This is a genomic window from Ruegeria sp. E8, assembly GCF_056533985.1.
This window is the reverse complement of the sequence record NZ_JBQFOY010000009.1, coordinates 69,336-87,288: the sequence shown is the minus strand read 5'-3', so window position 1 is coordinate 87,288 and position 17,953 is coordinate 69,336. Positions and strand designations below refer to the sequence as shown.

The 17,953-nt window shown below is 59.4% G+C and carries 21 protein-coding genes; 7 read left to right on the top strand and 14 right to left on the bottom strand.

The window, feature by feature from the left end:
• Positions 1–39: 39 nt before the first annotated feature.
• Positions 40–399 carry a hypothetical protein gene (locus tag ACR0LF_RS13545; RefSeq protein ID WP_480578837.1) on the top strand — a complete coding sequence of 120 codons (360 nt, stop codon included), beginning with the start codon at positions 40–42 and terminating at the stop codon, positions 397–399.
• A 123-nt stretch (positions 400–522) separates the two neighbouring features.
• Here the strand turns inward: ACR0LF_RS13545 and ACR0LF_RS13540 are convergent, their stop codons facing one another.
• A complete protein-coding gene (locus ACR0LF_RS13540; protein WP_170346096.1) occupies positions 523–711 on the bottom strand; it encodes a hypothetical protein in 189 nt (62 codons plus the stop codon).
• A 229-nt stretch (positions 712–940) separates the two neighbouring features.
• Between ACR0LF_RS13540 and ACR0LF_RS13535 the strand changes: the two genes are divergently transcribed.
• Positions 941–1,183, top strand: a complete 243-nt coding sequence (locus tag ACR0LF_RS13535; protein ID WP_480578835.1) for a CDGSH iron-sulfur domain-containing protein — start codon at positions 941–943, stop codon at positions 1,181–1,183.
• Here ACR0LF_RS13535 and ACR0LF_RS13530 read toward each other — a convergent pair whose 3' ends face one another.
• The 5 genes from ACR0LF_RS13530 to ACR0LF_RS13510 form a co-directional block, all read right to left on the bottom strand.
• Entirely contained in the window at positions 1,184–1,444 is a 261-nt protein-coding gene (locus tag ACR0LF_RS13530; protein WP_480578833.1) for a DUF6455 family protein, read from the bottom strand.
• Positions 1,444–1,713 carry a DUF6455 family protein gene (locus ACR0LF_RS13525; protein ID WP_480578831.1) on the bottom strand — a complete coding sequence of 90 codons (270 nt, stop codon included), beginning with the start codon at positions 1,711–1,713 and terminating at the stop codon, positions 1,444–1,446. The genes ACR0LF_RS13530 and ACR0LF_RS13525 overlap by 1 nt, the downstream gene beginning before the upstream one ends.
• 14 nt (positions 1,714–1,727) lie before the next feature.
• Positions 1,728–1,979 (bottom strand): DUF6455 family protein, encoded by a 252-nt coding sequence (locus ACR0LF_RS13520; RefSeq protein WP_480578829.1) that lies wholly within the window; start codon positions 1,977–1,979, stop codon positions 1,728–1,730.
• A gap of 69 nt (positions 1,980–2,048) precedes the next feature.
• Positions 2,049–2,417, bottom strand: coding sequence for a YigZ family protein (locus ACR0LF_RS13515; protein WP_480578827.1), 369 nt, complete (start codon positions 2,415–2,417; stop codon positions 2,049–2,051).
• Positions 2,414–3,121: a M48 family metallopeptidase gene (locus tag ACR0LF_RS13510; RefSeq protein WP_480578825.1), complete on the bottom strand. Its 708-nt coding sequence runs from the start codon at positions 3,119–3,121 to the stop codon at positions 2,414–2,416. Before ACR0LF_RS13510 ends, ACR0LF_RS13515 begins: the two co-directional genes overlap by 4 nt.
• Positions 3,122–3,242: 121 nt before the next feature.
• Here ACR0LF_RS13510 and ACR0LF_RS13505 point away from each other — a divergent pair, with 121 nt between their 5' ends.
• Positions 3,243–3,491: a hypothetical protein gene (locus ACR0LF_RS13505; protein WP_480578823.1), complete on the top strand. Its 249-nt coding sequence runs from the start codon at positions 3,243–3,245 to the stop codon at positions 3,489–3,491.
• Here ACR0LF_RS13505 and ACR0LF_RS13500 read toward each other — a convergent pair.
• A complete protein-coding gene (locus ACR0LF_RS13500) occupies positions 3,479–3,754 on the bottom strand; it encodes a DUF167 domain-containing protein (protein WP_480578822.1) in 276 nt (91 codons plus the stop codon). The genes ACR0LF_RS13505 and ACR0LF_RS13500 overlap by 13 nt on opposite strands.
• Positions 3,755–3,889: 135 nt before the next feature.
• On the opposite strand from ACR0LF_RS13500, the gene ACR0LF_RS13495 reads away from it, so the two are divergent.
• Entirely contained in the window at positions 3,890–4,468 is a 579-nt protein-coding gene (locus ACR0LF_RS13495) for a nitroreductase family protein (RefSeq protein WP_480578820.1), read from the top strand.
• Positions 4,465–5,163: an EI24 domain-containing protein gene (locus tag ACR0LF_RS13490; protein WP_480578818.1), complete on the top strand. Its 699-nt coding sequence runs from the start codon at positions 4,465–4,467 to the stop codon at positions 5,161–5,163. The genes ACR0LF_RS13495 and ACR0LF_RS13490 overlap by 4 nt, the downstream gene beginning before the upstream one ends.
• Before the next feature lie 6 nt (positions 5,164–5,169).
• Here the strand turns inward: ACR0LF_RS13490 and ACR0LF_RS13485 are convergent, their stop codons facing one another.
• The gene (locus tag ACR0LF_RS13485; protein ID WP_480578816.1) at positions 5,170–5,442 is read right to left on the bottom strand and encodes a DUF1467 family protein; all 273 of its coding nucleotides are present in this window, start codon (positions 5,440–5,442) and stop codon (positions 5,170–5,172) included.
• A gap of 24 nt (positions 5,443–5,466) precedes the next feature.
• Complete coding sequence (gene mce / locus ACR0LF_RS13480; RefSeq protein ID WP_109313240.1) at positions 5,467–5,871, bottom strand: methylmalonyl-CoA epimerase; 405 nt, start codon at positions 5,869–5,871, stop codon at positions 5,467–5,469.
• A 135-nt stretch (positions 5,872–6,006) separates the two neighbouring features.
• On the opposite strand from mce, the gene ACR0LF_RS13475 reads away from it, so the two are divergent.
• A complete protein-coding gene (locus ACR0LF_RS13475) occupies positions 6,007–6,726 on the top strand; it encodes a response regulator transcription factor (RefSeq protein WP_480578814.1) in 720 nt (239 codons plus the stop codon).
• A 180-nt stretch (positions 6,727–6,906) separates the two neighbouring features.
• On the opposite strand, the gene aspS is transcribed toward ACR0LF_RS13475, so the two are convergent.
• From aspS to ACR0LF_RS13455, 4 genes are all read right to left on the bottom strand, one after another.
• Positions 6,907–8,682, bottom strand: coding sequence for an aspartate--tRNA ligase (gene aspS, locus ACR0LF_RS13470; RefSeq protein WP_480578812.1), 1,776 nt, complete (start codon positions 8,680–8,682; stop codon positions 6,907–6,909).
• 79 nt (positions 8,683–8,761) lie between these two features.
• The gene (locus ACR0LF_RS13465; protein WP_480578810.1) at positions 8,762–9,433 is read right to left on the bottom strand and encodes a CPBP family intramembrane glutamic endopeptidase; all 672 of its coding nucleotides are present in this window, start codon (positions 9,431–9,433) and stop codon (positions 8,762–8,764) included.
• The gene (locus ACR0LF_RS13460) at positions 9,430–10,077 is read right to left on the bottom strand and encodes an aminotransferase class IV family protein (protein ID WP_480578808.1); all 648 of its coding nucleotides are present in this window, start codon (positions 10,075–10,077) and stop codon (positions 9,430–9,432) included. The genes ACR0LF_RS13465 and ACR0LF_RS13460 overlap by 4 nt, the downstream gene beginning before the upstream one ends.
• The gene (locus ACR0LF_RS13455; protein ID WP_480578806.1) at positions 10,032–11,159 is read right to left on the bottom strand and encodes an aminodeoxychorismate synthase component I; all 1,128 of its coding nucleotides are present in this window, start codon (positions 11,157–11,159) and stop codon (positions 10,032–10,034) included. Before ACR0LF_RS13455 ends, ACR0LF_RS13460 begins: the two co-directional genes overlap by 46 nt.
• A gap of 176 nt (positions 11,160–11,335) precedes the next feature.
• Between ACR0LF_RS13455 and carB the strand changes: the two genes are divergently transcribed.
• A complete protein-coding gene (carB, locus tag ACR0LF_RS13450) occupies positions 11,336–14,680 on the top strand; it encodes a carbamoyl-phosphate synthase large subunit (protein ID WP_480578804.1) in 3,345 nt (1,114 codons plus the stop codon).
• A 226-nt stretch (positions 14,681–14,906) separates the two neighbouring features.
• On the opposite strand, the gene ACR0LF_RS13445 is transcribed toward carB, so the two are convergent.
• On the bottom strand, positions 14,907–17,948 hold the full coding sequence (locus ACR0LF_RS13445; protein ID WP_480578802.1) for an efflux RND transporter permease subunit: 3,042 nt from the start codon (positions 17,946–17,948) through the stop codon (positions 14,907–14,909).
• Positions 17,949–17,953 lie beyond the last annotated feature (5 nt).

The window sequence follows — 17,953 nt, the reverse complement described above, 5'->3', positions numbered from 1 at the left end:
GACCCGATCTTTGACTGACAGCCAAAGACGGAGGTTTTCATGTCTCGTATCTTCAAGCTTGGCCTGAGCGGCGTGGTTTTTCTGATGGCTGCGCATTTCGTGGCCACCCCCGGTTACGCCCAGCCCAACCAGATCGGTTCCGCCGGGTTCATTACGGTCGGCGGCAAGCATCTCAGTTTCCACAAGCACGGCAATCTCAAAATCAAACGGTACTATGTTGCACCGAAAGCCAGATCACATTTCAAACATCCCAAGGTGCATCACAAAAAACCGGCTCAGGTTCATCGCTATTCCAGTCCCAAGAAGCGTGTGTTCAGGCATGTACCCCACCGCTCCTTCTCGCGGCACACGTTCAGATCGTTCGGTTTCAAGCGTTCCTACGGCTTTAAGAGGCACTGAACCTGATGGCGCTACGCGCGCCGCCCCAAGGTTCAAAATCCAGGCAAGAAAAAACCGCCACGAAGGGCGGTGACATGTCTCGAAAAGTGCAGGCGGTCCGTATCCGGACCGCCTGCGAATAGCTTATTGAGTAACCGGGTTACAGACAGTCTGGCCTGCTTCGGTTGTGGCAAGCTCATAGCCGCCCGGGCAGCTAGGCGTGCCGGCTTTGTCATAGCTGGGCTGAACGTATACAGGTGTCGGTTCTTCCTGCTGCGCGCAGGCAGTCAGGATCAGTGCAAATGCGCCAACGGCAGCGAGTTTCAGTTTCATGTCCGTCAATCCTCTATTACTTTTCTGATATTGCCCAACTTTTCGGGGCCGCATCCAGAATACGGGCTGAACGGCAATCTGGCAACTGAATCGATCACGTCTTTGTGAGACGCAGCGAAACCATGCCAATTGAGGCCCGTCAGGATGATCTTTGCGGCGTCACAGCTATCCTTTTGACCGCAACGCCCTAAACTGTTGCAGCGACATCAGCCAAAGACGGAGAAGCCACATGTCAGACGCACCAACCATTGCGCAAAAATCACCCTTTCCAGTCGAGGTGGTCGAAGGGAAAACCTATTTCTGGTGCGCCTGCGGGAAATCCAGCCGCCAGCCGTTCTGCGACGGGTCGCATAAGGGAACCGGGCTTGAGCCGGTGAAATATACGGCAGATGCCAGTAAAACGGTCTTCTTTTGCGGGTGCAAACACAGTTCGAAAGCGCCATTGTGCGATGGAACGCACAGCGGGCTTTGATCAGGATTTCAAGCTATTCAGGGTCCCGGCATTTGCGCAAAATTCCGGGGCTTCGGCCGCAGTACCCCGCTGCTGGGCCAGCCAGAGTTCGCATTGCACGTCACACCCGGCGGCGCGGCACCGTGTGACCAGTTCAGCGTATCCCTCGGGTGACAGCCGCCCCTCGGCCATCGCCTCGGTCATCGAAATACCCATGCAGCGCGAGACTGAGCGGGTCAGCCAAAAGTGTTTTTCGACTTCTCCCAAAGCGATTTGCGGCATTACGCGAGCTCCGTCTGCCGGGATTTAAGGTCAGCGAATCGCTGCCGATTCGGGCAGGTGCAGGGGGCGTGATCCACCTGCTCGCGCTGTTCCAGCCATTCAGGACAGTCCTTGGCCCAGGCACAACCGCGGCACTGCTGTACCATCTCGGCCCATTCCTCGTGATTCAAATGCCCATCCCGATAGGCCGCAGCCAAATCGGTTCCGGTCGCCTCTCCCATGCGCAACACCAAACGCAGATGGGTCATGATTTCACCCAGACGAGACATGGCAAACCTGCGTGTTAAGGCATGAGTTTATGGAGCAATTCCTGGTTCCGACAGTATTCGGGCGTGCGCTGCGCGGACACAGCACTGTTCAGCAGGTTTTTGCAATGATCCGGGTTCGGGCATTCTGTGCAGCGCAATACAGCATCCGAGATATGATCCACGGAAATCGCGCCTTCAATGGCGGCCTCCTCAAGATCGATGTCCAGCATTCTGGCCATATCGTCCACCAGTCCGGCGTGCAGCCGCAGGGTCTCTTGGGTGGGCATGCGGTTTCCTTTCCCTTTCGCGCTTTGCCAAAAGGGTAGCGGATCTGAAAAGCCGCACTTTGATACAGGTCAAGATTGGACGCCGATATGATCCAGATAGGCGCGGGTGGCATCCTGAACCCGGCGAAAGCGATCCCCGCCCAGCTTCTTGCCGCCATACCAGCGGGTCACGATGATCACATGGCCTTCCAGCCCGGCACGTTCGATCATCCGCAGGATTACCATGCCCGCCCCGCTTTCCCCGTCGTCGGCTTTCAACGCACCCGTCGGTAACGCAGCGGCCCAAGTGTTATGAGTGGCCTTGGCATAGCTTTTGTCCGATTTCAGATCATCGAGAACGGCGTCGATGTCCGCCCGCGACTTAACATGCGCCCCGGACACCGCGTATTTCGACCCCCGATCCGACAGGATGACACCCAGACGTGTAAGCGCGGTCATTCGGTCAGCCCCAGTTGCGCAGCGGTTTCATTCACGATCTGAACACGCTGTGCGTTTGGCGGATGGGTGCCCAGGAACCGGTCACCAGGATCGGGGATACGGTCAAAGTACTTTGCCCCGATCAGCGGGTTGTAGCCCGCGTTATACGTGATGATGGTGCCCAACTGGTCCGCCTCCAGCTCAAAGTCCTTGACGTAGGCTTGTACACCCGTTTTCGCGCCAAGCTTTCGCGCCTCTTCTATGGCGGCAGCGTCTCCGCCGCGCAACTGTTCCACCCTGCCGAATTCTGCCGCACTGGCGTTGGCGATTTCGCTTTGCCGGGCGATATGCCCCAGCACGTGGTGGGCGGCCTCGTGCCCCATGACAAAGGCCAGTTCATCCGCATTCTGCGTCGATTCGATCATGGACCGGGTGAATATGATCACCGGCTGCCGCTTGTCATCCAGTGTCTGAAACGCATTGGCCGGAGCTTGCGGGTTCAGATCGACAAGAATTCGGAAATCGCAATTTTGACTGTTCGATTGTTTCAAACACTGCTTGCGGGCTTCAGTCCCGATGGCCTGGCTGACCTCGCGAAAGGTCTGCACCATGGTTTCTGCTTCGGGCTCGTCACTCAGCCATTCCTCGGCGGGCTGCACATGCAGGGCACCCTCTGCACAGGCTGCAAGCAGCAGCGACAGCACTAAAATAAACCATCTGCGCATGTTAATTCCTCTGGGACCGAATGGCCGTGATTTCAACATAGTACGCCCATTCCGGCGAGACCACACCGCACATCACAACGAACGGCTTGCATTGCGCCGCGACCACTTGCACTCTGGCCCCATGTTTTCGATTGAGCATGAATTCGACTCGACGGTCATTACGCTTGTGGACGAAGGCGAAAAGCCTTTGCAGGAAGATGTCGTGATCAACAATTTCGCCGAATGCGTCACGCTGGAGCAGTTGGACCCACGCACCGATCAGGTTCAGAGGATCACCTTGTCGCCGGAACAGGTGCGCGATCTGGCGGCCGCGCTGGACCTGCCCGAAGGCGTTTACCAGATTCGCGAAACCGGACCTCAGGGGTCATAGGCAAATACCTTGGTACGTGCGGTTTGACCTTGCTGCAACGTCAGGGTCGAAGGTGCCACGCCAAGGCATTTTGCAAGGATCGCTTGAACCGCGTGATTGGCCTTGCCGTTTTCGGGCGGGGCGGTAACGGACACCCTGATCTGATCGTCTTCTACAATCACCCGGTCGCGGGCCGCCTTGGGCGTCACCTTCAGTTTGAACGTCGCCCCGGGTTGCGCCCGTGTGCTGAGATCCGGCAGATCGCGCAGTTTGGATTTCACCATTGTCATCCCCTTCTCTCAATAGTCTTGCATGAAGGACGTCGGAATGAAATTGATCCACGCAAACCATTGGCGTGCCCTTGAAACGGGCTGCACGCCGACCAAGATACAGAGTCGTGATGTAAAGGAAATTAACATATGTCCCTGAAAAACCCCGCCGCTCTGGAGTTTTTACAATCGCGCCGGTCCCGGCCCGCCAAGACACTGGTCGCACCGGCCCCGACACGGGACGAATTGCTGCCTCTGCTGACCGCAGCGGGGCGCAGCCCGGATCACGGCAAGCTTGAGCCCTGGCGCTTTATCGTTCTGGAAAAAGGCGCCATGCCGCGCCTGGCATCCCTGACCGACGACTGCGGGCAAAGGCTCGGTAAAAGCCCCGAAGACATCGCCAAGGCGCGCAACCAGTTCGATCTGGGGCAACTGGCTGTTGCGGTCATCGAGGTTCAAAAACCATCTGCGAAAATCCCTGCGATCGAACAATCCTATTCCGCGGGCGCGGTCTGTCTGGCGCTGCTGAACGCCGCGCTGGCGGCAGGCTGGGGCGCGAATTGGCTGTCAGGCTGGCAGACGCATGATCGCGGTTTCTGTGCTGACGCATTTGGGCTTGCCGAAAACGAACGCGTCGCCGGGTTGATCCATATCGCCACCGAAGGAACAGCCCCGCCGGAACGCCCACGACCCGACATGGCAGCCCTGACGGAGTGGGTCGCTGAATGATCATCCTGAACGCCTTTTTCAGCGCGCTCGGCCAGATCGGAGATCCCAAGTTCCGCGCGGTCCTGCTGCGCGGTGTGGGTTTGACCATCCTGTTGCTGGTTCTCGCCTGTGCAGGTGCCATCTGGTTGATCAACTGGATGTCCGGCAGTGAGATTTCGCTGCCGTTTGTCGGCGCAGTGCCGTGGCTGAACGACGTTCTGAACTACTCGGGGATTGTTCTCGTCCTGATCCTGCCAGTTTTTTTGATGGTACCGGTCGCATCGGCCATCACCTCGATCTTTCTGGATGAGGTGGCACAGGCGGTCGAGGACAAGCATTTCCCTACCCTGCCGCCAGCACGGCGTATTCCGGTTTCAGAGGCGCTTTTGGACAGTCTCAGCTTCTTGGGCGTGCTGATTGTCGCAAACCTGCTGGCACTGATCCTCTATGCGATTTTCACACCGTTTGCGCCGTTTATCTTCTGGGCAATGAACGGGTTCCTGCTGGGACGGGAATATTTCACCCTTGCGGCCATGCGAAGGATAGGACGCGACGGGGCGCGCAAGCTGCGAGCCAAACATTCGACAATGATCTGGGTCGCGGGCACCTTGATGGCCATTCCACTTTCGGTGCCGCTGGTGAACCTCGTGATCCCAATCATCGGGGCAGCCACGTTCACCCATATCTATCACGCCGTGTCAGGCCAAAAGGCCTGACAGGGTTTATCTTGGCTCCAACTGGTTCAGCCAGTCGAAATCCCGCACGGAAATCACTCCCGAGATGATGATCCCGGCGATGATCGCCCACAGAACAACTGAAATCCCGGTAGTGATCCACATCTTTCTTTTCATGTGATGCACTTCCGGCGCACCTGCGTGGGTGCCGGGAACGATGTCGCCCAGATCGCCTTGGGTTTTGATGCGAATGGGCAGCACCACCAGCAGCGTCATGAACCAGATGACGGCAAACAGCACCAGCGCGGCAGTAATGGTCATTTCAGGCCCTCCGGGGTTGGGGGATTATACCTGCTCAAGCTCAACCAGGCAGCCGTTGAAATCCTTGGGATGCAGGAACAGAACCGGCTTGCCATGCGCACCGATCTTGGGCTCGCCTGACCCCAGAACGCGGGCTCCGGTTTCTTTCAGATGGTCGCGAGCCGCGATGATGTCTTCGACCTCGTAACACACGTGATGGATGCCGCCGGCAGGGTTCTTTTCCAGAAACCCGTTGATCGGGCTGTCGTCACCCAGAGGATACAGAAGCTCGATCTTGGTGTTGGGCAGCTCGATGAACACAACCGTGACACCGTGATCCGGCTCATCCTGCGGCGCACCGACCTTGGCGCCCAGCGCATTGCGGTATTGCTCCGATGCCGCCTCAAGATCCGGTACGGCGATGGCGACGTGATTCAGGCGTCCAATCATACTTCACTCCTCTGTCCTGCGTTGCATGGGTTATGGGGGCTGATCCACCAAAGGACAAGTGCGCCAAATCGCGCGTTAACGTCGTGTTAGCCAGAAGTTCCTAGCGTGAAACCTCTGATGGATAGGAGAGCTGCCATGGACGATTCGGGCCTACTTGCCACAACCACCGTCACGCCCACCGCGACGCGGCCCTTGCTGGGTCAGACTATTCTGGTTGTCGAAGACAGCCGATACACCTGCGATGCGATCCGCCTGATGTGCCTGCACAGCGGCGCGCGCATTCGCCGTGCGGATTGCCTGAAATCGGCCCGTCGCCATCTGCAGTACTATCGCCCCTCGGTCATTCTGGTGGATATGGGCTTGCCAGACGGGTCCGGCGCCGACCTGATCGCCGAACTGGCGGACGCAGCGCCCCGTATCAGCGTCATCATGGGCCTGTCAGGCGATGATACCAAGAAAAGGCTGGCTCTTGCTGCCGGGGCGGATGGTTTTCTGTCCAAGCCTTTAAAATCAATGTCTTATTTTCAGAAATCCATTCTGGAATGTCTGCCCGAAGATCGGCGCCCGAGTGACCTGCACGCCGTACGTGACGAGATCATCCGGCCTGACCCGATGGCCTATCAGGACGATATGGCACATATCGCAGATGTCATGACCGGGCCCAACGATCATCGCACATTGGACTACGCAGCCCAGTTCCTGCAAGGCGTCGCGCGTGAGGCGGATGACACGCCGCTGGCAGACGCCGCGCGAAAGCTGGCACTGTCCCGCGCTACCGGAACACCGATCACGGCGCAAGCAGCCCAAGTTGCCGGGATGGTTCAGAACCGTCTGGAACAGCGAGAGGCGATTTGAAATGGTCACAGCTTATTTCATCACCGCGACCCTGTTATGCGTGTGGGTCTATCGCCAAACCCGACAGGTCGCACGATCCATCCGGATCAATCGGGACAATCTGAAAAACCCGTTGGACTGACACGCCCAACGATCATCGGTTCAAAAAGAAATCGCCCGCGTAACGCGGGCGATTTCTTTTTAGTCTTGGGGGATGATACGCAGACCAAGCTCCATCAGCTGATCCGAGGTCGGATCCGAAGGCGCATCCATCATCAAGTCTTCAGCGCGCTGGTTCATCGGGAACATCATGACTTCGCGGATGTTGGCCTCGTCCGCCAGCAGCATCACGATCCGGTCGATCCCGGCGGCACAACCACCGTGCGGCGGTGCGCCATAGTGGAACGCATTGAACAGCGCGCCAAAACGGGATTTCACCTCATCCTCGCCATAGCCTGCCAGTTCAAAGGCTTTCAGCATGATTTCCGGTTTGTGGTTCCGGATGGCACCTGAAACCAACTCATACCCATTACAGGCCAGGTCATACTGATAGCCGCGCACATCCAGAGGGTTGCCGTTCAGCGCCTCCATACCACCCTGCGGCATCGAAAACGGGTTATGTTCAAAGTCGATCGCGCCTGTTTCTTCGTCCTGCTCATAGATCGGGAAATCCACGATCCAGGCAAAGGCGAAGCGGTCTTTCTCGGTCAGGTTCAGTTCCTCACCAATTACGTCACGGGCTTTACCTGCGACCTTTTCAAAGGCTTTCGGCTTGCCACCCAGGAAGAACGCCGCATCGCCGACGCCCAGACCCAATTGCTGGCGGATCGCCTCGGTGCGCTCGGGGCCGATGTTCTTGGCCAGAGGACCTGCGGCCTCCATCCCTTCGCCCTGATCGCGCCAGAAGATATAGCCCATGCCCGGCAGACCCTCTTTCTGAGCGAACGCATTCATGCGGTCACAGAACTTGCGGCTGCCGCCGGTCGGCGCCGGGATGGCGCGGATTTCGGTGCCTTCCTGCTCCAGCAGCTTCGCGAAAATCGCGAAGCCAGACCCGCGGAAGTGGTCGGAGACCACTTGCATTTTAATAGGATTCCGCAGGTCGGGCTTGTCGGTGCCGTACCACAGGGCCGAGTCCTTGTAGGAAATCTGCGGCCACTCCTGATCGACCTTGCGACCGCCGCCGAACTCTTCGAACACGCCGGTCAGAACGGGTTGGATCGTGTCGAACACATCCTGCTGTTCAACAAACGACATCTCGAGGTCGAGTTGATAGAAATCGGTGGGCGAGCGGTCAGCGCGCGGGTCTTCGTCGCGGAAGCAGGGCGCAATCTGGAAGTATTTGTCGAATCCAGACACCATGATCAGCTGTTTGAACTGCTGCGGGGCCTGCGGCAGCGCGTAGAACTTGCCCGGATGCAGACGCGAGGGCACCAGAAAGTCGCGCGCGCCTTCGGGCGAAGACGCGGTGATGATTGGCGTTTGATATTCACGGAAGCCCTGATCCCACATGCGTTTGCGCATGGATGCCACAACGTCCGAGCGCAGGGTCATGTTCTGCTGCATCGCCTCGCGGCGCAGGTCAAGGTAACGGTAACGCAGGCGGGTTTCTTCGGGGTACTCCTGATCGCCGAACACCATCAGGGGCAGTTCCTCGGCGGCACCCAGCACTTCCAGATCGCGCACGTAAACTTCGATCTTACCGGTTGGCAGTTTGGGGTTCACCAGCTCCGGATCGCGCGCTTTGACGGTGCCGTCGATGCGGATACACCATTCGGACCGGACCTTTTCCAGCTCGGCAAAGGCCGCGCTGTCGCCGTCGCACAGAACCTGTGTCACACCAAAATGGTCGCGCAGGTCGATGAACAGCACGCCGCCGTGATCTCGGACACGATGCACCCAACCGGAAAGGCGGACGGTTTCACCGACATTGGCGGCGGTCAGAGCGGCGCAGGTGTGGCTGCGATAGGCGTGCATGGATCATATCCCTTCGGGCGCAGAATTCGTCGCGCCGATACACCCTGTCAGGCTTGGAAAGTCAAGGCGGGTCGCCCCGTCAAAACGGCCTTTGCACATTGCCTGAGTAGAAATAGACGCCCAGCCCCACCGCAAAGATGATATTGCCTGCTATTGCATGCAGCAGCACCGCATAAAAGAAAGAGCCCCGCTGCCGGTAGGCCCACGTGAACAGCAACCCACCCGCGAACGTCATGAGGGCGACAATCCAGCTCCAATACATTAGATGCGCGAACGAGAATATGGCCGCATTCAGCAGATAGGCCGCGCGCCCCTCGGGCAGGATCGCGTGATATCGCCGGAAGAACAAAGGGCGAAACAGCAGCTCTTGCGGCAGCGCCGACAGCAATGGATAGCCGACCCAGATGAACGCCAGCATCTCGGGCCGGTGTTTCAGCAGGAAAAATGCGGCATCCGGGCGCGTGACCTGTATCAATCCCAAGCAGAAGACAGTCATGATGGCGGTGAACAGCACCACTTCACGCAGCGACCAGTTGGCCCAGCCATAGCGCAGTTCAGCCCAGCGAAATCCGGGCGTCAGGTGCAGCAACACGATCCCCAGCCCGGTCAGGGCAAACAGCGCCGGAAACATCCAGTTCGGTGGCAGCAGAACGGCGATCAGCAACGGCAGGCCGATAAAAAACAGGCCGAACTCCAGCCGCAGCCGCGGCAGCGCAACCGGAGGACCGATCATCGTGCTGTCTTTGGTCACGTGTCTATCAGCTCCACCCGGATCAGCCCGCGCAATGAATTGCCCATGTATACAGTTTGCGCGTTTTTCAGATCGGTCAAGGTCAGGACAGCTTCTGTAACCGTTTCTTTATCCAGCAGTTCTTCGCGCAGTATTCCCGGCAACAGACCGCTGGACAGCGCGGGTGTCAGAATTCGACCATCAGGCATTTCCAAAAACAGGTTTGTGATGGTGCCCTCGCAAAGCTCATCCAGTTCATTCAGGAACAACAGCTCATCGACACCCTCCGGCAGTGCGGCGCGTGCATCATCATAAAGCGCGCGGCGGGTGGTCTTGTGACGCAACCACAGATCATTCGAAGCCAGGCGCTGATCGGAGAGGGCAACGCGCCAGATCGGCGGATTGTCCGCCAGCTCTCCGGTCGTCAGATCAAGCGCGCCCGACGCGTCCAGCGTCAGTCGGCAGCGCTTCGGTGTATCAACAGCTGCACTGTTCAGCAGACGGGCCGCGTCGTCCGGGCTGAACGGCATATCAAAAACCCGCGCAGTGCGCGCCATTCGCGCCAGATGGCGGTCCTGACGAACGAACCCCTGTTCAGGCCGGAAGGCCAGTGTTTCGATCAGGCGGAAACCAGGCTCAGCTGGCGGGCGAAGCGGGCTTTCCATAGCGCCTCCTCATATTCTGACGGGGCGGTGCTGTCCCAAACGACGCCGCCGCCTACGTTCAGGGTGGCGTGATCGTCTTCAAGCATCAAGGTGCGGATGGCCACGTTGAACTCGGACCGACCGTCTGGCGCAGCCCAGCCAATGGTGCCGCAATAGATGTCCCGCGCCCAGGGCTCCAGCTCGGCCAGAATCTCCATTGCGCGGATTTTGGGCGCGCCGGTGATCGAGCCACAGGGGAACAGCGCCGCCAGAATCTCACCCAACCCGGCGCATTTGTGCAGCTGCGCCCGGACCAGCGAGACCATCTGATGCACGGTTGCATAGGTTTCGACCCGGAACAGCTCGGGCACGTGAACCGACCCGGGCAGCGCGACGCGGCTGATGTCGTTGCGCAGCAGGTCAACGATCATCAGGTTCTCGGCCTGGTTCTTTTCGTCCGTGGTCAGAAAGGCCCGGCGCCGTGCGTCTTCTTCCGGGTCGTCGCTGCGCGGTTGCGTGCCCTTCATCGGCCGGGTTTCGATCTGTCCGCCCTCATCCGTGCGGAAAAACAGCTCGGGCGACCGGCTGAGCAGATCGGGCAAGCCATCCTGCTGCACCAGCGCACCATGGCCCACCGGTTGCCCCGCTACCAGTGCAGAATAGAGCGTTTCGCTGTCGCCCGAGACGGTCAGATCAATCGGAAACGTGAGGTTGGCCTGATAAATGTCACCCGCGCCGATGGCATCATGCACGGTTTGAAAGGCTTCGGTATAGCGCGCCTCGTCCCAGCGGGGACGGAACGCACCGACTTCACCCGCAGGTGACGGCAAGGCGACACGGTCCGGTGCGTCGTAAACCCCAAAACACAGCAAGGGCAGGCGACGTTCTTGGGGCAACAGAGCGTTCAGACGAGGTTCGAGCGCGTATCCCAGCTCGTAACTGGCATAGCCTGCCAGCCAGGCACCGCCCGCGCGCGCCTCATCCAGCGCCGCCAGGGCCTGGGGCACCTCTTCCGCCACATCCGCGCGGATGATCTGAGACGGACGCTGAAACCGGGTTCCCCGCCCGGCCGGTCCCTGATCGAAACGAATACGCACTTGCATCCTCAATTGTCGTGAGGGGCCGTATAGAGAATACTCCGTCAAGTGAAAGAGGGGAAAGCGGCAATTTCGCATCTGTTTCCGATACCCCTTGAACCTTTTTGCGCGGTCCCTATAACGCAGGACAATTTGGGCGCTGGGCAGTGCCCTGACTCGCGGACAATCGAAGGAACCAGGCCATGCCGAGAAGAACCGACATCCAGTCGATCATGATCATCGGGGCAGGCCCCATTGTTATCGGTCAGGCCTGCGAGTTCGACTATTCCGGAGCACAAGCCTGCAAGGCGCTGCGCGAGGAAGGCTACCGCGTCATTCTGGTGAACTCGAACCCTGCCACCATCATGACCGACCCCGGTCTGGCCGATGCGACCTATATCGAGCCGATCACCCCCGAGGTTGTTGCCAAGATCATCGAAAAAGAACGCCCTGACGCGCTGCTGCCCACCATGGGCGGGCAGACCGGTCTGAACACGTCGCTCGCGCTGGAAGAGATGGGTGTGCTGGACAAGTTCAATGTCGAGATGATCGGAGCCAAGCGCGACGCCATCGAAATGGCCGAAGACCGCGCCCTGTTCCGCGAAGCGATGGACCGGCTGGGCATCGAAAACCCCAAGGCCGAGATCGTGACCGCCCCCAAGGACGAGAGCGGCAAGAAAGACCTGGACGCAGGTGTGGCGCTGGCCCTTGAAACCCTTGAAACCGTGGGCCTTCCTGCCATCATCCGCCCCGCCTTTACACTGGGTGGCACGGGTGGCGGCGTGGCGTATAACCGCGAGGATTACATCCATATTTGCCGTTCGGGCATGGATGCCTCACCCGTGGGTCAGATCCTGATCGACGAAAGCCTGCTGGGCTGGAAAGAGTATGAGATGGAGGTGGTGCGCGACACGGCCGACAACGCCATCATCGTGTGTTCCATCGAAAACGTCGATCCGATGGGCGTGCATACGGGTGACTCGATCACCGTGGCCCCTGCCCTGACGCTCACTGACAAAGAGTATCAGATCATGCGCAATCACTCGATTGCCGTGCTGCGCGAGATCGGGGTTGAGACCGGCGGGTCGAACGTGCAATGGGCGATCAACCCGGTTGATGGCCGCATGGTCGTGATCGAGATGAACCCGCGCGTGTCGCGGTCCTCGGCGCTGGCGTCCAAGGCCACCGGTTTCCCGATTGCCAAGATCGCCGCGAAACTGGCCGTGGGCTACACGCTGGATGAGTTGGATAACGACATCACCAAGGTCACGCCTGCTTCGTTCGAGCCGACCATCGACTATGTCGTCACCAAGATCCCGAAATTCGCGTTCGAGAAATTCCCGGGATCCGAGCCCTACCTGACCACCGCGATGAAATCGGTGGGTGAGGCGATGTCCATCGGCCGCACGATCCACGAATCGATGCAGAAGGCTCTGGCTTCGATGGAATCGGGTCTGACCGGCTTTGATGAGATCGAAATCCCCGGCTTGAACGTCGGCGTCTGGGAAGAAGCCGACGACAAGGCCGCTGTGATCAAGGCGATCAGCCAACAGACGCCTGACCGTCTGCGCACCATCGCACAAGCGATGCGCCACGGTCTGACCGATGATGAGATTTTCGGCGTCACCAAATTCGACCCATGGTTCCTGGCCCGCATCCGCGAGATCATCGAGGCCGAGCGTCAGGTGCGCAAAGACGGCCTGCCCGTCACCGAAGACGGCCTCCGCAAGCTAAAAATGCTGGGCTTCACCGATGCGCGTCTGGGCAACCTGACCGGCCGTGACGAAGACAACGTCCGCCGCGCTCGCCGTAATCTGGGTGTTTCGGCAGTGTTCAAACGCATCGATACCTGCGCCGCCGAGTTTGAGGCGCAAACACCTTACATGTACTCGACCTACGAAGCGCCCATGATGGGCGAGGTCGAATGTGAGGCACGCCCGTCCGACCGCAAGAAGGTTGTCATTCTGGGCGGTGGCCCGAACAGGATCGGTCAGGGCATCGAGTTCGACTATTGCTGCTGTCACGCCTGTTTCGCGCTGACCGAAGCCGGGTACGAAACCATCATGGTCAACTGTAACCCCGAGACCGTGTCGACCGACTATGACACCTCGGATCGTCTGTATTTCGAGCCGCTGACCTTCGAACACGTCATGGAAATCCTGACGAAGGAACAGGAAAACGGCACGCTGCACGGCGTCATCGTTCAGTTCGGTGGCCAGACCCCGCTGAAACTGGCGAACGCTTTGGAAGCCGAAGGCATTCCGATCCTTGGCACCACACCCGACGCCATCGACCTGGCCGAAGACCGTGAGCGGTTCCAGGCGCTGGTCAACGATCTGGGTCTGAAACAGCCCAAAAACGGCATTGCTTCGACTGATGAGCAGGCGCTGGCGATTGCCGAAGAGATCGGCTTCCCGCTGGTCATCCGCCCCTCTTACGTGCTGGGTGGTCGTGCGATGGAAATCGTCCGCGATATGGATCAACTTCGGCGCTACATCAACGAGGCCGTTGTGGTCTCGGGCGACAGTCCCGTTCTGCTGGACAGCTATCTCGCAGGCGCGGTGGAACTGGACGTTGATGCGCTGTGCGACGGCACCGACGTTCACGTTGCCGGTATCATGCAGCATATCGAAGAGGCCGGTGTGCATTCGGGCGACTCGGCCTGTTCGCTGCCGCCCTATTCGCTGTCGATAGAGATCATCGCGCAGATCAAGGATCAGGCGTTCAAACTGGCCAAAGCGTTGAACGTGGTCGGCCTGATGAACGTTCAGTTCGCGATCAAGGACGATGAGATTTACCTGATCGAAGTGAACCCGCGCGCCTCACGCACCGTGCCCTTTGTGGCGAAAGCCACTGACAGTGCGATTGCATCGATCGCCGCGCGTGTGATGGCCGGTGAGAAACTGGCGAATTTCCCAATGCGCCCTGCGTATAAGGAAGGTCAGGACACCAAGATCGCCGATCAGATGACACTGGCCGATCCGGATATGCCGTGGTTCTCGGTCAAAGAGGCCGTGCTGCCTTTCGCCCGTTTCCCTGGCGTTGATACGATCCTCGGCCCCGAGATGCGTTCAACCGGCGAAGTCATGGGCTGGGACCGCGATTTCCCGCGCGCCTTCCTCAAGGCGCAGATGGGTGCGGGCATGGTGTTGCCGTCTTCGGGCCGTGCGTTCATCTCGATCAAGGACGCCGACAAAGGGGCGGCCATGCTTGAAGCGGCACAGGTTCTCACCGCGCAGGGCTTCTCGCTTGTCGCGACGCGCGGCACGCAAAGCTGGCTGGAAGAACAGGGTGTTGCCTGCGAGGTGGTCAACAAGGTCTATGAAGGTCGCCCTGACGTGGTCGACATGTTGAAAGACGGTCAGGTTCAACTGCTGATGAACACCACCGAGGGCGCGCAAGCGGTTGAGGACAGCAAGGCCATCCGCTCGATCGCGCTCTACGACAAGATCCCGTACTACACCACCGCTGCCGCAAGTCACGCCGCCGCTCTGGCCATCAAGGCGCAGGCCGAAGGGGATGTCGAGGTGAAGTCGCTGCAGGGATAACCCGCCTGAGCCACAATCGGCTTATCGATGAACAAAAAGATGCGCGCCCGTTGACCTGACCTCGACGGGCGCGCATTTCTTTTCGGGCATAAGGAGTATGAAACAATGCGCACATTTCTGGTTCTCGCACTCTTCACCGCACTGGCTGCCTGTGACGTGCCGTTTGTTCCATTGATCTGACCTGACCGGGCCCGGCCTTTCAACCTGACCCGATCAATGCTTGCATTCAGGCGGTCTGCGCCTCGCGTTTTTCGTCCCGCTTAAAGAACAGCAGGTAGAACACCGGTGCGGCGACCATGGTCAGGACGGTCGCAAAGGCCAACCCTCCCATGATCGTGACCGCCATCGAGACGAAGAACGCGTCGGTCAGCAGCGGCGCCATGCCAAGAATGGTGGTGATCGCAGCCAGCATCACAGGGCGCAGACGAGAGACCGAAGCTTCGACGATGGACTCGCGCAGGGGTTTGCCTGTGGCGCGAACCAGGTCGATTTCTTCCACCAGAACAATGCCGTTCTTGATCAGCATGCCCGACAGGCTGAGCAGACCTAGCAGCGCCGTAAAGGTGAAGGGCAGCCCGGTTCCCAGCAGGCCGATGACCACGCCGTTGACCGACATCGGTACCAGCAGCCAGATGATGATCGGCTGACGGATCGCGTTGAACAGCAGGACCGAGATCAGCACCATGATCAACAGGCTCAGCGGCAATTGCTTGCCCAGGCTTTCCTGCGCATCGCCCGAGTCTTCGAACTCTCCGCCCCACTCCATCTTGTATCCGGGGGGCAGTTCGATGGCCTCGATCGCGTCGCGCACTTCGGCGTGAACCTGTGCCGCCGTCAGGTCGGGCGGGATGTCCGCGCCGACGGTGATGGTCAGAACACGGTCGCGGCGATGTACCAGCGTATTGAGTGATTTGTACTCGAATCCATCGACCATCTGTTCGATTGGTACAAACTTCTCCGACTGGTCCGAGTACACCACCTGATCGACGATTGAGTAATCCCCGTCCGCCGGGCGGCGCAGGATGATGGGGATCAGGCGGTCACGTTCACGCAGCACCCCGCCCGCGATGCCATCGGTCGAGAATTGCAGCGTGGCGGCAATATCCTCGCGCGTGACACCGGCGGTCTGCGCCCGTTCGGTGGCATAGATCGGCTGCACCGCCAGTTCCTGTTCGCGCCAATCGTGGTGGACGAGCAGAGCGTTGGGCGAAGCCTCTGCCATGCGCTGCACGGCTTCGTCGGCAAGCTGACGCAGCACAACCGGATCGCTGCCCGAGAACCGGGCCTGGATCGGGTCGCCTCCGCCGGGGCCAAAGACCAGACGTTTGGTGCCGAACTCACCTTCGGGGAACTGAACGGAGCCAAACGCTTCCAGATCCGCCTGCAAGGCCGGGATGTCATCCAGACTTTCGGTGCGGATGATCATATGCCCATAGCTCGGGTTCGGTTTTTCCGCCGAATAGGTCAGCATGAACCGGGTTGCACCCTGACCGACAAAAGTCGTGACGGACACCACGTCGTCGCGTTCGGCCAGCCAGTTTTCGAATACCGCCATATCCTGCGCCGTGCGTGCAATCGGTGTGCCCTGCGGCAGCTTGTAGTGCACGAAGAATAGGGGCGTGTTCGAGTTGGGGAAGAACTGTTGTTTCATCAGCCCGAACCCGGCGTAGCAGACAACCGTCACACCGATGAGCCCGGCAACAACCAACCAGCGGAAGCGCAGCGCAAAACGCAGGATCGCGCCGTAGACACGGAACAGGATACCGCCGTAAGCGTCGATCTCACCTTCTTTGCCTTGCTTGAAGAAGTAATGCCCCAGCAGAGGCGTGACCGTGATGGCCAGTACCCAGCTGAGCAGCAGTGAGATACCGATCACGGCAAACAGCGAGAACAGAAACTCACCCGTCGCATCGGGGCTGAGGCCGATCCCTGCAAAGGCCATGATACCGATGACGGTGGCCCCCAGCAGTGGGATCTGGGTTTTCGATGCCACATCTTCGGCGGCATCGCGCGAGGATTTACCGCGCAGCATCGCGATCTGCATCCCTTCGGCCACCACGATGGCGTTGTCCACCAGCATCCCCATGGCGATGATCAGGGCCCCCAGCGAAATCCGTTCCATCTCGATCGAGAACAGCGACATGAACAGAAGCGTGCCGACCACGGTCAACAACAGGGTCGAGCCCACGACGATGGCCGCGCGCCAACCCATGAAGATACCCAGCACGGCGACCACGATGGCCACTGACATGGCAAGGTTCACGAGGAAGTCGTTCGAGGCCTGCTCGACCACCACATGTTGCTGGTAGATCGGCAAGATTTCGACACCGAAGGGGATATCGGTGTTCAGTTCGGCAAATTTGGCGTCAGCGCGCTTGCCGACCTCAACGATGTTCTCCGTGGCGAGGCCTGCAATGCCGAGGGTGAAGGCTTCGGTCCCGTTGTAACGGATCATGATGTCGGGGTCGTTCTGACGGGCGCGATAGACGTCGGACATGTCAAACAGGTTGATCACCTGCCCTTGCGAGCCGACGGACAGACCAGCAATGGCCGACACACTGTCGGAGCCTTCGGCCGTCAGAATGGTGGTGCGGTCGTTTTCAGAGCGCAGAGACCCCGACGAATTCACCGAATCGGCGTTGGCGATGGCGTCATTGATCGCTTGGATCGGCACGTTCTGGTTCACGGAAATCGCCAGATCGGGTTCGATGAAAATCGCCTCATCCGGCAAGCCCTGAACCTCGACATCGGCGACGCCATCCACAGTCAGCAATTCCCGCCGCAGGAATGTCGCCAGTTCGTGCTTTTCGGCGTCCGAAAACCCTTCGGCGGTCACGGCATAGAACAGGCCGAACACATCGCCGAACCCGTCATTCACGTAAGGTTGGCTGACGCCCGACGGCAACCCGCGTGCGGCGTCGCGCACCTTGGCCCGCAGGCGGGTCCAGATGTCGGGCAGTTGGGTGCCGTCATAGGTCGATTTGATCTCGACCTCGATCAGGGATTGACCGGGCTGGTTGACTGAGGTGATCGTATCCACCTCACCCATTTGCTGAATGGCGGATTCAAGCGGTTCTGAGACCTCCAGCGCCACCTGTTCCGCCGTGGCACCGGGATATTGCGTAGCAATAACCGCGTTTTTGATGGTGAAGGCCGGGTCTTCCAACCGGCCAAGCGAGGTGAACCCCCAGATGCCTCCAAACAGGGCAATGAGGATGATCAGCCATGTGTAAAGCGGCCGATCAATCGAGGCACGAGCGATGTTCATCTGTC

Excerpts from the sequence above, each read along its gene's own strand:
- carB (WP_480578804.1), top strand. The coding sequence starts at position 11,336 with ATGCCGAGAAGAACCGACATCCAGTCGATCATGATCATCGGGGCAGGC.
- ACR0LF_RS13495 (WP_480578820.1), top strand. The coding sequence starts at position 3,890 with ATGTCCCTGAAAAACCCCGCCGCTCTGGAGTTTTTACAATCGCGCCGG.
- ACR0LF_RS13475 (WP_480578814.1), top strand. The coding sequence starts at position 6,007 with ATGGACGATTCGGGCCTACTTGCCACAACCACCGTCACGCCCACCGCG.
- ACR0LF_RS13490 (WP_480578818.1), top strand. The coding sequence starts at position 4,465 with ATGATCATCCTGAACGCCTTTTTCAGCGCGCTCGGCCAGATCGGAGAT.
- ACR0LF_RS13445 (WP_480578802.1), bottom strand. The coding sequence starts at position 17,948 with ATGAACATCGCTCGTGCCTCGATTGATCGGCCGCTTTACACATGGCTG.
- ACR0LF_RS13500 (WP_480578822.1), bottom strand. The coding sequence starts at position 3,754 with ATGGTGAAATCCAAACTGCGCGATCTGCCGGATCTCAGCACACGGGCG.
- ACR0LF_RS13460 (WP_480578808.1), bottom strand. The coding sequence starts at position 10,077 with ATGGAAAGCCCGCTTCGCCCGCCAGCTGAGCCTGGTTTCCGCCTGATC.
- ACR0LF_RS13545 (WP_480578837.1), top strand. The coding sequence starts at position 40 with ATGTCTCGTATCTTCAAGCTTGGCCTGAGCGGCGTGGTTTTTCTGATG.
- aspS (WP_480578812.1), bottom strand. The coding sequence starts at position 8,682 with ATGCACGCCTATCGCAGCCACACCTGCGCCGCTCTGACCGCCGCCAAT.
- ACR0LF_RS13525 (WP_480578831.1), bottom strand. The coding sequence starts at position 1,713 with ATGTCTCGTCTGGGTGAAATCATGACCCATCTGCGTTTGGTGTTGCGC.
- ACR0LF_RS13515 (WP_480578827.1), bottom strand. The coding sequence starts at position 2,417 with ATGACCGCGCTTACACGTCTGGGTGTCATCCTGTCGGATCGGGGGTCG.
- ACR0LF_RS13520 (WP_480578829.1), bottom strand. The coding sequence starts at position 1,979 with ATGCCCACCCAAGAGACCCTGCGGCTGCACGCCGGACTGGTGGACGAT.
- ACR0LF_RS13530 (WP_480578833.1), bottom strand. The coding sequence starts at position 1,444 with ATGCCGCAAATCGCTTTGGGAGAAGTCGAAAAACACTTTTGGCTGACC.
- ACR0LF_RS13485 (WP_480578816.1), bottom strand. The coding sequence starts at position 5,442 with ATGACCATTACTGCCGCGCTGGTGCTGTTTGCCGTCATCTGGTTCATG.
- ACR0LF_RS13510 (WP_480578825.1), bottom strand. The coding sequence starts at position 3,121 with ATGCGCAGATGGTTTATTTTAGTGCTGTCGCTGCTGCTTGCAGCCTGT.
- ACR0LF_RS13455 (WP_480578806.1), bottom strand. The coding sequence starts at position 11,159 with ATGCAAGTGCGTATTCGTTTCGATCAGGGACCGGCCGGGCGGGGAACC.
- ACR0LF_RS13505 (WP_480578823.1), top strand. The coding sequence starts at position 3,243 with ATGTTTTCGATTGAGCATGAATTCGACTCGACGGTCATTACGCTTGTG.
- ACR0LF_RS13540 (WP_170346096.1), bottom strand. The coding sequence starts at position 711 with ATGAAACTGAAACTCGCTGCCGTTGGCGCATTTGCACTGATCCTGACT.
- ACR0LF_RS13535 (WP_480578835.1), top strand. The coding sequence starts at position 941 with ATGTCAGACGCACCAACCATTGCGCAAAAATCACCCTTTCCAGTCGAG.
- mce (WP_109313240.1), bottom strand. The coding sequence starts at position 5,871 with ATGATTGGACGCCTGAATCACGTCGCCATCGCCGTACCGGATCTTGAG.